Source organism: Bifidobacterium asteroides, assembly GCF_003202755.1.
In the GTDB taxonomy this organism is placed as follows: Bacteria; Actinomycetota; Actinomycetes; order Actinomycetales; family Bifidobacteriaceae; genus Bombiscardovia; species Bombiscardovia asteroides_F.
This window is the reverse complement of the sequence record NZ_QGLK01000005.1, coordinates 143,789-157,498: the sequence shown is the minus strand read 5'-3', so window position 1 is coordinate 157,498 and position 13,710 is coordinate 143,789. Positions and strand designations below refer to the sequence as shown.

At 58.4% G+C, this 13,710-nt stretch carries 10 protein-coding genes; 8 read left to right on the top strand and 2 right to left on the bottom strand.

Annotated features, from left to right (window positions below; genetic code table 11):
- Window positions 1-31: 31 nt before the first annotated feature.
- Together DKK74_RS07080 and DKK74_RS07075 are read right to left on the bottom strand one after the other, a co-directional pair.
- Window positions 32-1,321, bottom strand: a complete 1,290-nt coding sequence (locus tag DKK74_RS07080) for an MFS transporter (RefSeq protein ID WP_110413419.1) — start codon at window positions 1,319-1,321, stop codon at window positions 32-34.
- A gap of 2 nt (window positions 1,322-1,323) precedes the next feature.
- Complete coding sequence (locus DKK74_RS07075) at window positions 1,324-2,640, bottom strand: MFS transporter (RefSeq protein WP_110413418.1); 1,317 nt, start codon at window positions 2,638-2,640, stop codon at window positions 1,324-1,326.
- Between the two features lie 327 nt (window positions 2,641-2,967).
- Between DKK74_RS07075 and DKK74_RS07070 the strand changes: the two genes are divergently transcribed.
- The 8 genes from DKK74_RS07070 to DKK74_RS07035 all read left to right on the top strand — a co-directional run bounded on the left by DKK74_RS07070 (window position 2,968) and on the right by DKK74_RS07035 (window position 13,699).
- Entirely contained in the window at window positions 2,968-4,062 is a 1,095-nt protein-coding gene (locus tag DKK74_RS07070; RefSeq protein WP_110413417.1) for a LacI family DNA-binding transcriptional regulator, read from the top strand.
- Window positions 4,063-4,606: 544 nt separating this feature from the next.
- Window positions 4,607-4,876: a 30S ribosomal protein S15 gene (rpsO, locus tag DKK74_RS07065; RefSeq protein ID WP_024626835.1), complete on the top strand. Its 270-nt coding sequence runs from the start codon at window positions 4,607-4,609 to the stop codon at window positions 4,874-4,876.
- Window positions 4,877-5,127: 251 nt separating this feature from the next.
- Window positions 5,128-7,908 carry a polyribonucleotide nucleotidyltransferase gene (locus DKK74_RS07060; protein WP_110413416.1) on the top strand — a complete coding sequence of 927 codons (2,781 nt, stop codon included), beginning with the start codon at window positions 5,128-5,130 and terminating at the stop codon, window positions 7,906-7,908.
- A 108-nt stretch (window positions 7,909-8,016) separates the two neighbouring features.
- Complete coding sequence (locus DKK74_RS07055; protein WP_046323346.1) at window positions 8,017-8,601, top strand: LemA family protein; 585 nt, start codon at window positions 8,017-8,019, stop codon at window positions 8,599-8,601.
- Complete coding sequence (locus DKK74_RS07050; RefSeq protein WP_181414954.1) at window positions 8,598-10,850, top strand: DUF2207 domain-containing protein; 2,253 nt, start codon at window positions 8,598-8,600, stop codon at window positions 10,848-10,850. Before DKK74_RS07055 ends, DKK74_RS07050 begins: the two co-directional genes overlap by 4 nt.
- Before the next feature lie 78 nt (window positions 10,851-10,928).
- A complete protein-coding gene (locus DKK74_RS07045; protein WP_110413414.1) occupies window positions 10,929-11,810 on the top strand; it encodes an aldo/keto reductase in 882 nt (293 codons plus the stop codon).
- Window positions 11,807-12,787: a polyphenol oxidase family protein gene (locus tag DKK74_RS07040; RefSeq protein WP_110413413.1), complete on the top strand. Its 981-nt coding sequence runs from the start codon at window positions 11,807-11,809 to the stop codon at window positions 12,785-12,787. The genes DKK74_RS07045 and DKK74_RS07040 overlap by 4 nt, the downstream gene beginning before the upstream one ends.
- 120 nt (window positions 12,788-12,907) lie before the next feature.
- Complete coding sequence (locus tag DKK74_RS07035) at window positions 12,908-13,699, top strand: IspD/TarI family cytidylyltransferase (RefSeq protein WP_110413412.1); 792 nt, start codon at window positions 12,908-12,910, stop codon at window positions 13,697-13,699.
- Window positions 13,700-13,710 lie beyond the last annotated feature (11 nt).

The following is a 13,710-nucleotide window of genomic DNA, read 5'->3' as shown; positions in this document are numbered from 1 at the left end:
TATGTCAATGACGTTGATGGTCAAGCTTCCACTAAGAGTTGTCTTGGTTTAGAACCGGATCCGGTATTCGATAGGCCTGAATGAATTTCAATGTGGCCAGGGCCGTAATCAGGCTCAAAACAAGGAACAGCACTAGAAGCCATAGGAGCAGGGTCGGGGAAAAGGCCATGATGGTCGGAGTGACAAAGCCGAACAAGGCTGTGAAAAAGCGGACGATGGCGTAAGTGAAGCCGGTTGCAGTTGCTCGAGCATTCGATGGGAAAAACTGCTGACTCCAAATTTTATAAACTGATTCTCCGTGCAGACAGTTTGTGGCGCTGAACACGAAGTAGCAAATGGTGAATACGAGCCATTGGCCGCCGGCGAATGCCGAAACCACAAAAGCCGCGATCCCGCAGGTGACCCCGAAGAACAGGACAGTATACCGATACTTGGTATCAGCGAGTTTCATGAAAACACAATATGTGGCTATCAGCGTGAGTATATTGGCGATCAACCCGCAGGCTGTTGCAAAGGCCTGCGACTTTCCGCCAATTTCGACCATATAGTATGTCTGGAATGATCCCCAGGTGTTCGCTGGCAGGTTCCACATGAGGTAATAGAACGTGAGCAGAAGCATGGGAATCAAGTACCTTGATTTATGCACTAACTCCGAAAGCGGGTAGGCGTCCGAAGCTGATTGGTCAGGTTGCTTGGCTTGAATCGCAGAGTTTTCATGATAGAGATCGTTCTCAACGCGTTTGAACGATTTGCTGGCCACTCTGACAAGCCAGGTAACAAGGGCAACTAGAGCGATGAAGCCAAAAAGGACAATGATACCGCCCGACCCCATGCCTGAAACACCTAGCCCTATGGCTTGCGAAACTATGATGCCACCTATCCAGAATAATTCCGTACTGGAAACAATCCTTCCTTGCACGTCCTTTGGAACACGCTCAGAAATGACAGCAAGGGATGTTGGCAGATCGGCGCCTGAAGCCAGCCCGCATATGATCAGTGCGCAAATGAGGACTGTTTGATTGGGGGCAAAAGCTGCCATCAGGGCACCGACAACCACAAAGAGGATATCCAGGTTGAACACCGAAACCCTGCCGAATATGTCAGACAGGCGTCCGCCGAAGAACGAGCCAACAGCCACGGCGAGTGTCAGCATTGTACTTACTGCACCGGTCCACCAGGTCGACAGGCCTATACTGTGCGTCCACAATGGCAAGGCGATGCCGGTGCTGACCAGGATTGCTGCATCAAGGTAGGAGGCCATTCCCGCATTGGCGCTCAATAGCCAATAACGGCGGTCGAGTCGAGAAGAGTTCTTCGCCATGTTCAGGCCTCGCCATGCTCATGGGTGGCGGCCATGTATTCCTCATCGGTGCCATATCGATGCTGGAAGGAAATCATGAGGCAGCCAGCTATGAATTCAATAACGATTACCAGAAGGAAGCACCACATGGTAGTGCGGATCGTGCCGGGAAGCACCAGCAGCGGAGTGACGAAGGCAAAAAGGGCACAGACCAGTCTGGAAGTTCCATTGATAAAGCCTTGGATGCTGGACCGGATTTCGATCGGGAAGGACTCCTGCGTCCAAACCTTGTACAAGGCTTCACCAGCAAGAGGTGTACCGATGTTCTGGATTGCGGTTGCTCCGACTATGACCCATAGGTTGGTGCCGCCCAAGGCCATGCAGAGCATGGCGATGAATGAAAAGATCATACCGATGACAAAGGCTTTGTTCCGGTATTTACCTCCTGCAATAGAAGCAAAAATCATGCTGACAATCACGGTCATCACATTGAGGGCTACGCCCAGGCCTGTGGCAAGCGACTGAGAGGCGTTTGCCTTTACAAACATGAAGGTTTGAAACTGACCCCAGGTATTGGCTAGCAGGTTCCATCCCAAATAAAACACCATTATGGCGGCCAGATATCGCAGAAGGACCTGTCGGCGTGGACCGAAGAGCACCTTGATAACCGAGACCTTCTGGGCGGCTGCAGATTCTGTGCCAGCCTGCTCGACATCGCGCTTTTCGGCGGCTTCGTGGAAGCTGCGGAAAGAGGGGGACAGAAGTCTCCAGAGCCAGGCGACCAAGGCTAAGACGGCCAATACGGCAAAGACCACTCGACCGCCCATGTCTCCTTGCATGCGGGAGAGGCCAAAGGCGAAAAGGGAAGCGATAAGAATGCCCAGCTGCCAGAATATCTGTGTGGTGGAAACGAGCCGGGCCGCTATGGAATCGGTAGGGGCATCATGCGAAACCACTGTCATGGAAACTGGCAGATCGGCGCCTGAAGCCACTCCCACAACGGCAACGCCGAGCGTTAGAGCGACGAAATTCGGAGCTAGGGCACATGCGACTGCGCCGATGGCATAGACAAGATTAATCCAGTTGAAAACCCTTACGCGGCCAATCGTGTCGGCTAATCGTCCTCCAAAGAAAGAACCGAAGGCGATGGCAAAGGTTAGAATGCCCGACACTATGCCAACCTGTCCATTGTTCAGTCCCATTCCTGTCTGCCAAACAGTAATAGTCGACGAAAGCCCTACTATGACGCCGGAACCCAAGAGGGAGCCTATGCCTGCCGCCATGGCAAGTGGCATATAGACGCCCAATCCTTTTGTGGGCTCATTGCTTGAAGCACACATCGTTGTTCCTTTCAGTCCATCTCTCGACAGCGAGGATGCTGCTACTGCTGCATACCCTCGTCAACGGCCGATCTGCAGCCGTTGACGGTTCCATGGAGTGAACCTCCATACGGAGGAAGCTTACTGCTTTTGATTTTGAATTTCAAATTAGAAAACTGTATATTCTGAAATTCAATTTGCAGTTTATGATGTACGTGGTATGGCAGGGCCTGTAGTTCTGACAGCGAGATATGTGCCACATTCTCGTCGGCCTTCTAGGTCAGTTGCCAGTAGTATTCGTTGCAATATCGCCGCTCAGTGTCCGAACGGTTTAATAGAGTGACGATAATGAGCGATAACAACCACGACGAAAACAGGCCAGTTGCTCGAAAGGCCAAAGGCGACGCAGGGGAGAAGCACCGCATCGGCATAAGCGATGTTGCCAAGCTGTCGGGGGTGTCTATCGGTACGGTCTCCAATTATTTGAATTATCCTGATAGGGTATCGGATAAATTGAAATTCAAAATTCAAGAGGCTATTGAGTCCCTTGGATATATCCGCATGCCCAGACAGCACTCCAACTTTGGCACTGTGCCCTACCCCATCATCGGTTTTGTGATTACTGATGTGGAGAATTCCGTCTTTATCTCTGCTCTCGAGGGGGTACAAGAGGTATGCGATGAAGAAGACATGCAGGTCATAGCTGTAAATGCCATGTCTGACAAGGAACGGCAAACGAGCTTGGTCAGGATGCTCTGTCAGATGAGGCTTCAGGGGATATTGCTCAGTTCAGTATTCGATTCACAGGATGACATAGCGTTCGCTAGAGCTGCGGGCATTCCCGTTGTCATGATCGATCATCTCAACCCTGCGATTGCCGATAACAGTTGCTCCATACTCAAGAACGATGAAGCAGCTTGCCAGCTGGCGGTCCATGAACTCATCGGCACAGGATGCAAAAGACTGGTTTTCGCCTACCATGCGGCTGATGTCTTCCAACCTATTCATAACCGGCTGCTCGGTTTCGAAGACATTGCTTCCAAAGATGGAGAGATCAGCTTTCAAAGCGTAGATTCTGCAGGGAATTCCTTTGAGGATGGCCTCGAATTGGGCAACTCGATTGCTGCGATGCCGCCGGAACAGCGTCCTGACGGTATGATCGCCGCCACAGACACGCTTGCTGCCGGCTTGCTCAGTGCTCTTCAGCATAATGATCTGCGAATCCCCCAGGATGTCTCCGTCATCGGTCTCGAAGGAGACACGATGGACAGCATTTCACCTATGCCGATGACCGTCGTTGAATCTCCTGGAGTTGAAATGGGGAGGCAGGCCATGCAACAGTTGGTGGACGAGATCACGAATCCAAAGGGCCATATCCACACAACCCAGTTGCTTATGCCTAGGCTGGTCCGTCGTTCTTCCACACGTAAACCTGCCATATAAGATTCGTATCCGGCAATGATCACCGTATTTTCAGCGGCATCGGCACATGAGGTCATGTCGTTTGTTTTCAGGCCGCTTTGTAGGAAGCATGACTATCTTCAACTTGGCAGTGTATGAAACCTGAGGCGTGAAGCACCCTCAGCCATTCGATAAGCACGGCTTTGGTCTTACGCCATCTTGATGGTGAGACCCGAGGTTATGGATAACTCTATATGGCCAGTGTGTGCATGGTTCAAGCTGTGGCATGGCATTGTAATGGCGAGCTGGGTGTTCTGCGCATGCGGCCTATTCGCCTGGTATCACAGCTTGGCAAACATAATGGCAAGCGTGCTGATGCCTGCCCGGACGATATGGATAGTCGAATGGATATCAGATAATGCGGAACCCCACAAGACTCGGTTCCGTCCTTGGCCTATCCCTCAATTCCCGCCCTCGGTCCCATCGCTGTGTATAATGTATTTTTGGCGTGTTTCGCCCGCGGATCGAGAGCGCTTCAGCATAGGGCTGGTGCACCGCGTAACGGAAGAATGCAAGAGGAGGAGCCGTGGCTCTTACGAGTGAGCAGAAGCAGGCAATCGTCAAGGAATACGCGACCCACGAGGGCGACACCGGTTCCCCCGAGGTCCAGGTGGCTCTTCTGAGCAAGCGAATCTCCGACCTGACAGAGCACCTCAAGCAGCATCAGCACGACCATCATTCACGTCGCGGTCTGCTGCTCATGGTCGGTCATCGTCGCCGGTTGCTGGATTACCTCAAGAAGGTGGATATCAACCGCTACCGTTCCCTGGTGGAGCGTCTTGGACTGCGCCACTGATTATGCATGCTTTCGCCCGGGCCTAGCGCTCGGGCGCTTTTGCATGACTGAACCAGGTACCGTCGATCCCGGGATGGGGTTGCAGAAGATGGTGCCGAATTGAAATGCAAGGCTGGTCCGCAAGGAATGAAAATCGCCGGACATGGGGTTCGGCAGGACCAGACCGAAGTACAAGGATCTCCGGCGGTTAAGTGACGCCGAGCATCCTGACATCAGGTAGTAAACAAGCAGTAAATAAAAGGAGGAACCCTATGGAGGGTCCCGAAATCACGGCTGTAGAAGCCACGATCGATAACGGATCATATGGCAAGCGCACGTTGCGCTTCGAGACGGGTCGTCTCGCCCAGCAGGCGGATGGGGCAGTAGCCGCCTATCTTGATGACGATTCCATGGTGCTGTCCACCACCACCGCCGGGTCCAGCCCCAAGGAGAACTACGACTTCTTCCCGCTGACCGTCGATGTGGAAGAGAAGATGTATGCCGCGGGCAAGATTCCCGGCTCCTTCTTCCGTCGCGAGGGTCGGCCCTCAAACGAGGCCATCCTGGCCTGCCGGCTGATTGATCGCCCCCTGCGCCCTCTCTTCCCGCACACCCTGCGCAACGAGGTCCAGGTCGTGGAGACCATCCTGGCCGTCAACCCCGAGGATGCCTACGATGTGCTGGCCCTGAACGCGGCCTCCGCATCCACCTTGATCTCCGGTCTGCCCTTCGAGGGTCCGGTCTCGGGTCTGCGCCTGGCCCTGATCGATGGCCAGTGGGTGGCATTCCCGCGCTGGAGCGAGCGCGAGCGCGCCGTTTTCGAGCTGGTCGTGGCCGGTCGTGTGGTCGAGGGCGGGGACGTCGCCATCGCCATGATCGAGGCCGGTGCCGGCAAGAACGCCTGGAGCCTGATTTATGACGAGGGCCAGATCAAGCCCGACGAAGAGGTTGTCGCCCAGGGTCTTGAGGCTGCCAAGCCCTTCATCAAGGTTCTGTGCGAGGCCCAGAGCGAGCTCAAGGCCAAGGCCGCCAAGCCCACCAAGGACTTCCAGCTCTTCCCCGAGTACACTGACGAGCTTTATGCTCGCATCGACCAGGTGGCTCATGCTGATCTGGACCAGGCTCTGTCCATCGCGGAGAAGCTGCCCCGCCAGGATCGAATCCACGAGATCAAGGAGAAGGTCCGCGAGGCTCTGGCCGACGAGTTCACCGACATGGACGAGGCCGAAAAGGACAAGGAGCTGGGCAATGCCTTCAAGGAGCTTCAGCGCCAGATTGTCCGCCGCCGCATCCTGACCCAGGACTACCGCATTGATGGCCGTGGCCTGCGCGACATCCGCACCCTGTCTGCTGAGGTGGACGTGGTGCCCCGTGTGCACGGTTCCGCCCTCTTCCAGCGCGGCGAGACCCAGGTGCTGGGCATCACCACCCTGAACATGCTGAAGATGGAGCAGACCATCGATGCCCTGTCCGGCCCCACCACCAAGCGCTACATGCACAACTACGAGATGCCGCCCTATTCGACCGGCGAGACCGGCCGCGTGGGTTCGCCCAAGCGCCGCGAAGTGGGCCATGGCAACCTGGCCGAGCGCGCTCTGATTCCGGTTCTGCCCAGCCGCGAGGAGTTCCCCTACGCCATCCGTCAGGTCTCCGAGGCCATTGGCTCCAACGGGTCCACCTCCATGGGCTCCGTCTGCGCCTCCACCCTGTCCTTGCTGGCTGCCGGCGTGCCCCTGAAGGCCCCTGTAGCGGGCATCGCCATGGGCTTGGTCACGGGCGAGGTCGACGGTCGGCCCACCTACAAGACCCTGACTGACATTCTGGGTGCCGAGGATGCCTTCGGCGATATGGACTTCAAGGTGGCCGGCACCTCCGAGTTCATCACCTCCCTGCAGCTGGACACCAAGCTGGACGGCATTCCCGCCGACATCCTGGCCGCCGCCCTGCAGCAGGCCAAGGAAGCCCGGGCCACCATCCTGGATGTCATCAACGAGTGCATCGACGGACCCGCCGAGATGAGCCCCTATGCGCCGCGCATCATCACCACTCAGGTTCCGGTCGACAAGATCGGCGAGGTCATCGGCCCCAAGGGCAAGATGATCAACCAGATCCAGGAGGACACCGGCGCCGATGTCTCTATCGAGGACGACGGCACGGTCTACATCGCCTCCGAGGGCGGCGAGGCTGCAGCCAAGGCTAAGGAGGTCATCGACCAGATCGCCAACCCGCACGTGCCCGAGGCGGGCGAGACCTTCAACGGCAAGGTGGTCAAGATCACCAGCTTCGGCGCTTTCGTCAACCTGACACCGGGCACCGACGGACTTCTGCACATCTCGCAGATTCGCAACCTGGCCAACGGCGAACGCATCGACTCCGTGGAGGACGTCCTCAAGGAAGGTGACACCGTCGAGGTCATCGTCCAGGGTGTGGACGACCGAGGCAAGATCTCCCTGGCCATCCCCGGCTTCGAGGACCAGGAGTCCGCAGGAGGTCGCGATCGCGGAGGCCGTGGTGACCGTCGGGACCGTGGCGGTGATCGTCGTGAGCGCAGCGGTCGTGGTGACCGTGATCGCCGCGATCGCCGCAGCCGTTCCTCCGAACGCGAGGATCGGTATGAGGCCCCGCGTCGCTCCCGTTCCGAGCGTGATGACCGCTACTACGACGACGAGGACCAGGAGGACCGTCCCCGGCACCGTCGCCAGAGCCGCGACCGCGACTTTGAGGATGGCGGTGACTGGTTCGAGGACGAGGACCGTGGCTCCCGTCGTGATCGGCGTCGGGTCTCCCGTGACGATGACGAGGATCGTGGCGGCCGTGGTCGTGGCGAGCGTCGCGGCCGTAGCAGCCGTGCCGAGCGTGATGACCGCAGTGATCGTGGCGGCCGTCATGAGCGTCGCTCTTCCGGACGTGGCGGCTATCGTGGCCGCAGGGAGAATCCGCGCTATGCGGCCGACGAGCACTACGACGAGTACCGGGCCGACCGGGAGGAGCGTTCCGAGCGTCCCCGTCGCCGGGTGCGCAGGGACTTCGACCCCTTCGACAGTGAAGACTGATTCCCGCTGATGCCGGATGTTGATTGATTCGGTGTCTTCCGATAGGACCCCGTTCTAATGGGCGGGGTCCTGTTTTGTCTGCAGACCCTTCCGTGAGAGAATTGGAACATGTCCGTATCACTGATCGTGCTTATCGTCATTGTCCTGCTGGTCGTGTTGCTGGTCATCTGGGGCATCGGGGCTTACAACGGTTTGGTCAATCTGCGCAACCGGGTGGCCAATGGCTGGGCCCAGATTGACGTCCAGCTCAAGCAGCGTGCCGACCTGGTGCCCAATCTGGTCCAGACGGTCAAGGGCTACGCCTCACACGAGTCCTCCGTCCTGGAGGAGGTGACCAAGGCCCGCGCCGACGTGGCTCAGGCCCAGACAGCTGGCGGAGACCAGATGCAGGCCCGTGCCGATGCCGAGCAGAGACTGGGTCAATCCCTGGTCACTCTGATGGCTCGGGCGGAGGCCTACCCTGAGCTCAAGGCCAACCAGAACTTCCTGGACTTGCAGCGTCAGCTCAAGGACCTGGAGGACAAAATCGCCTACGCCAGGCAGTTCTACAATGATGTGGTCCAGAAGTTCAACACCCGCATCGAGACGGTCCCCTCAAACATCATCGCATCCCTCTTCCACTTCCGTCAGGCCCAGTACTTCCAGGCCGACGAGGGCAGCCGCCAGGCGCCCGTTGTGGACTTCGGACAGTGAACGCCCCAGCAGCCTCCTCTGGGAAACCGGTCTCAGGCCATCCCTCCTGGAGCACTTCCCGCTTTTTCCGAGCCTTGGCACTGGCTTTGGTGGCAGCCTTGGTGACGTGCATAGTCGCTGCTCTGCTTATCTTCAACAAGAATTGGCCGGACCTGGTATACGATTCAGTGGACTATGATGTCCAGGTCCTGGATAACGGCGATTTGCGCATCAGTCAGGACCTGACCGTAACCATGAACTCCCGTGAGGACGACAACGGTGACAAACGTCCCTGGAGGGAGCTCTACCAGCGTTATCAGATCAAGCCTGACCGGCTGACTGGCATCAGTGACATAAGCGTGCGCGACCTGACCAATGGCTCTACATATAGGCAAGCCGATCCGCCGACGGATCCTGATAACCTCGATCAGGTTCCCGACTGGGATAAGACCATGGCTGGCACCTGGTATATGGGCACAGTCTCGGACTCAGGATTGGAATCCTACAAGCCGGGCGACTCGGACCAAGGATCCGCCTGCGGCGCCCAGGGGGACCGGTGTCAGGTGGAGCTGGGTTGGAACATTCCGCAGATTGCCGAGGATTCAGGTCGGCGCTTCCGCATCGACATGACCTTCCACGGGGTAACTACTGCCCATCCCGATGTGGCCGAATTCCAATGGGAGCCCGTGGGCGACACCAACCAGATTTCTGTCGAGCATATGAGCGCTGATGTCAGGCTTCCCAAGCTTATAGGAACAGAGAAGGACAAGGATGCCAAGGCCTGGCTCCATTTCGCTGGCAAGGGTTCCTACCAGGTGGGCGATGACAGTCGTATCCACTTTTCAGCTGACCGGATCGGGCCAGGTCAGCATCTGGATTTGGTGGCTCTCTTCGATGCGAAGAGGGTTTCCTCGGTGGTCAGGACCGACTCTCAACCGGCGCGTGATCGCATCATCAAGCAGGAGCGCCAGCAGTATGAGCACTGGCACGCCGAGCAGACCAGACGGGCGCGGATCGGACTTTTGGCTGGTGTACTGACTGTCTTGGCTGCTATCGCGCTGATTGTAGTGATGCTCTGGCAGGCCTTCCGCACCTATGGAGACTCCCAGTACCGAGGCGATATTATCTACTACCGTCAGCCTCCTGATCTGTCACCGGCCGTGGCCGCCGTTATCAACGATTTGATGCTGACCCGAGAATCTCCTATTGGCAGGCAATTGTCAGCCACCATTCTCTCCCTGGCCTCCAAGCGGGCCATCGCTCTGATTCCGGTCAAGTATGAGGACCGGGCGAATTCCGGCGGAGGTTCCCTGACTAAGGTGATGCGCTCGCTGCTCCACAAGGGCAAACGGCAGTCCATGGAGGTGGTCATTAATCCGGTCTGTAGTCAGGATCGAGCCTCCCTGGCCCTGTCCTTAAGCGAGGAAGCCTGCCTGACCATGCTGGAAGGTGCTTCCGCTCTGATGGGCTCCAAGGATGAACGTTTCGACCTGTACGAGATGATTGCTCTCTTCTCCAGCACCGAAGCTAATCATGGCAAGGGCTATCTGGAGGCTTTCGACAAGGCCGTCAAGTTTGAGACCAACAATGCTGACTTGCGTGCCTATCGTCATGGCATAGAGGTCTTGCCCTTCCTGGCCGTGCTCTTGGCCGCTTTCATCCTGCTGGCTGGATTCCTGCCGGGCACCGTGCTGGTACGTGCGCCCTTGGCCGTGCTTCTGGTGGCTGTTGCAGCATTCTCCATTCGTTATGGTAGTTCGCAAGTGCTCAGCCGGAATGGACAACTCATGGCTGGTCAGGTGTCAGGGCTTCGGCGCTATCTGCTGGACTTCAGCGATTTTAGCCACCGGGGCGTGGAGGATCTGGTGCTCTGGGACCGCTACCTGGTTTACGCTGCGGCCTTCGGTATAAGTGACCGGGTTGTCGCTCAGCTGGCACAGGCCAGCCCTGAACTGACCGACTTCGACTGGCTGAATAATAATGCGCGCGGGAGCCTGCTCTACTGTACCTTCCTGCCTTACAGCCAGAATGTTTCGGTGGCTTCCTCCGTGAGTGGCCCTGAAGCATTGGCTGCAAATTCAATGCTTGGCCAAGGCGGGGTGGTTGATCTGGGTACTCAGTTGACCCAGGGACTCGAACAGATCGGCGGCCTGATCGGCCAGGCCAGCGGCAACAGTTCCGGCAGTGGTATTGGTGGGTTTGGCTCCGGTGGTGGTTCCTTCGGTGGCTCCGGTGGTGGCTCCGGTGGTGGTTCCTTCGGCGGTCGTTGATACTGGGCCACAAGCTAAGCTCGATAGGAAGCCGGCGGCATTGAAGCTGGCGTCAATCTACAAGACGGGAGTACGTGTATGACATCGTCGATGCGGGCCTTGGGGCCCTTTACTACGACAGCGGTCGGACTGGGTTGCATGGGATTGTCCATCGAGGGCAAGCCGGACCAGGCAACGGCCATCGACGTCATCCATCAGGCTTTGGATGCCGGTTGCCGACATCTGGATACTGCCTGGTCCTACTACGAGTCAGGTGGTCCTGAGCAGACCAATGAACGACTGGTTCGCCAGGCTTTGGACTCCTGGAAGGGACCCCGTCAGGATGTGCTGGTGGCCACCAAGGTTGGGCACTACCGCAACTTCACCGATGGTCGGCCAACCTGGGCGGTGGACGGTCGACCGGAGAGCCTGATCCGGCATGCCAAGGAGTCCGCTCAGGCCCTGGGCGTGGACACCATCGATCTGCTCTACATGCACCGGCCTGATCCGCAGGTGCCCTACCAGGAGTCCTTGGAGGCCATGGCCGAGTTGGTCAAACAGGGCGTGGCCCGGACCCTAGGCGTCTCCAACGTAGACATTGAGCGGATGGACCTGGCTCGTCAGATTCTGGGCGATGACCTCGTGGCCGTGCAGAACCAGTTCTCGCCCACCTTTACCAGCTCCCGCCAGGAGTTGGACCATGCGGCCGAACTGGGTCTGGCCTTTGTCTGCTGGAGCCCCTTGGGAGGTTTCCGAGCGCCCAAGGACGAAACCCGTTATGACACCTTCCGTCAGGTGGCCCAGGAGCGCGGCGTTTCCCACCAGCGTGTGGTCCTGGCCTGGGAGCTGTCCCAGAACCGCAACGTCTTTGTGGTTCCCGGGGCCCACAGGGCGGCCACCATTCTGGATTCCCTGCAGGCGGCCGACATGGAGCTGAGCGAAGAGGAGATGGACCGCCTGAACCGGGTGGCGACTGCATGAGTCTCGAGCCTCAACCAAACGAGCAGGATGGTCAGAGTGCTCAGGGAGAAGCCTGGGATCGGGAACAGACCCTGCTAGACAGCAGTCCCCTGTCGTCGCTGGACGATCAGGGTCGGCCAATCCCGGTCACCATTCCCATAGCCCTGGCGCCAGGGATCAAGGTGGTCTACACCACCAGGCTGGGCGGGGTTTCCTCAGACGATTATGCCCAGCTGAATCTAGGCGGCAAGGGAGACGATGACCCGCAGGCAGTTGCTGCTAATCGTCAGGCTCTGGGTCGCCAGCTGAACCGTCCCGTGGTCCTAGTGAACCAGGTTCACTCAGCCCGGGTTTGGGATGCCGACCAGGGTCAGCCCCAGGGGCGTTGCGAGGCTGATGCTCAGGTGACCACCCGTCGCGACTTGGCCCTGGGTATTTTTGCCGCTGATTGCCTTCCCATGCTTCTGGCCGACCCTCAGGCTGGCGTGATGGGGGCGGCCCACTGCGGCCGTCGGGGTCTGGTGGCTGGAGTCATTCCGTCAACAGTCCAGGCCATGGCCGACAAGGGTGCTGACCCGTCCAGGATCGTGGCAACCCTGGGACCTAGCATCTGCGCGGACTGCTATCAGGTGGGTTCGGACCTGGCCGATGACTTCGAGAAGCGTTTCCCCGGCGCATCCGGACCATGCAGATTCGGCGGAATCGCCATCGACATCGCCACTGCTGCCAGGATGGAACTGAAGACGGCAGGAGTGACCAATATCGTAGACTCCGCCCCCCGGGTTGGCGCTGCGACCAGCTATCTGCGTCAGGACCCGGACCTGGAAGAGCTGTGCAGCCAGGACGGCGAGGGTCCCTCCCTATCGAAGCGTCTTGAGGATCTGCACCGACCGCTGTGCACAATGGAGAACCCACTCTGGTATTCCCACCGTCGGGCCTCGCTGGCCAACAAGGCTGGGGAGGGGCGCATGCTGGCCCTTATTCTGGCCGATGACTGAAGCCGTGAGATTGATTGATCCTGTTTCTGGCAGCCGGAGCAGACCTCGGGTGCAGATGTTCGGTGCAGATAGCGCCGGGTCTGCACCCTTCAGCGTCCTCTCGTGAGTACCGTTGAGTCTATGAGTGAGCGCAGAGCATCAGCAGCCCCGTCCGAGGCCAGTCAGGATAGTGCAGAGCCGGAGGAGCAGATTCAGCCAGTTGTAGCGGTGATTCTGGCGGCCGGGCTGGGCGTTCGTTTTGACGAGAGCAATCCCAAGCAGCTGGTGCAGGTGGGCGGCAAACCCATCATCACCTGGTCAATTGACGCCTTCCAGTCCAATGCCCGGGTCACGGACATCTTGGTCGTGGTCAATGATCGGGTGCGGGAGGCTGTCGAGGCCATCGTGGGCGCTGACACCTACGACAAGGTCCGCACGGTTATCCAGGGCGGCATCGAGCGCATGGACAGTACCGAGGCAGCCCTGCAGACCCTGGCTGATGCGGAGATTCCCCAGGATGCCAAGTTGCTCATCCACGATGCGGTTCGCCCCTTCGTCAGCCAGGAGTCCATCGATGGCTGCATCGATGCCTTGGATACATTCAACGCCGCAACCGTGGCCGTGGCCTCAAGTGACACCATGCTGATGACCGGCGACCTGGGCGATCGCAAGGTGGTGCGTCAGGTGCCAGACCGTGACAACATGTTCCGGGCTCAGACCCCGCAGGCCTTCCGTTTCGGCACCCTCCGCAAGGCTTACGACCTGGCCGCTGCGGACCCCGACTTCCATCCCACTGATGACACCAGGGTAGTGGTGGACCGCCTGCCTGAGGAGTCGGTGGCCATTGTGGCCGGCAGCGTGACCAACATGAAGATCACCCTGCCATCGGACGTGCCCATGGCTGAATGGATAGCGCGTTCCCTGGCCGGGTGAAGTCCTGTGTA

Bases quoted from the DNA above. Each gene is read 5' to 3' on its own strand.
- DKK74_RS07045 (WP_110413414.1), top strand. From the start codon at position 10,929: ATGACATCGTCGATGCGGGCCTTGGGGCCCTTTACTACGACAGCGGTC.
- DKK74_RS07080 (WP_110413419.1), bottom strand. From the start codon at position 1,321: ATGGCGAAGAACTCTTCTCGACTCGACCGCCGTTATTGGCTATTGAGC.
- DKK74_RS07070 (WP_110413417.1), top strand. From the start codon at position 2,968: ATGAGCGATAACAACCACGACGAAAACAGGCCAGTTGCTCGAAAGGCC.
- DKK74_RS07060 (WP_110413416.1), top strand. From the start codon at position 5,128: ATGGAGGGTCCCGAAATCACGGCTGTAGAAGCCACGATCGATAACGGA.
- DKK74_RS07040 (WP_110413413.1), top strand. From the start codon at position 11,807: ATGAGTCTCGAGCCTCAACCAAACGAGCAGGATGGTCAGAGTGCTCAG.
- DKK74_RS07075 (WP_110413418.1), bottom strand. From the start codon at position 2,640: ATGTGTGCTTCAAGCAATGAGCCCACAAAAGGATTGGGCGTCTATATG.
- DKK74_RS07055 (WP_046323346.1), top strand. From the start codon at position 8,017: ATGTCCGTATCACTGATCGTGCTTATCGTCATTGTCCTGCTGGTCGTG.
- DKK74_RS07035 (WP_110413412.1), top strand. From the start codon at position 12,908: ATGAGTGAGCGCAGAGCATCAGCAGCCCCGTCCGAGGCCAGTCAGGAT.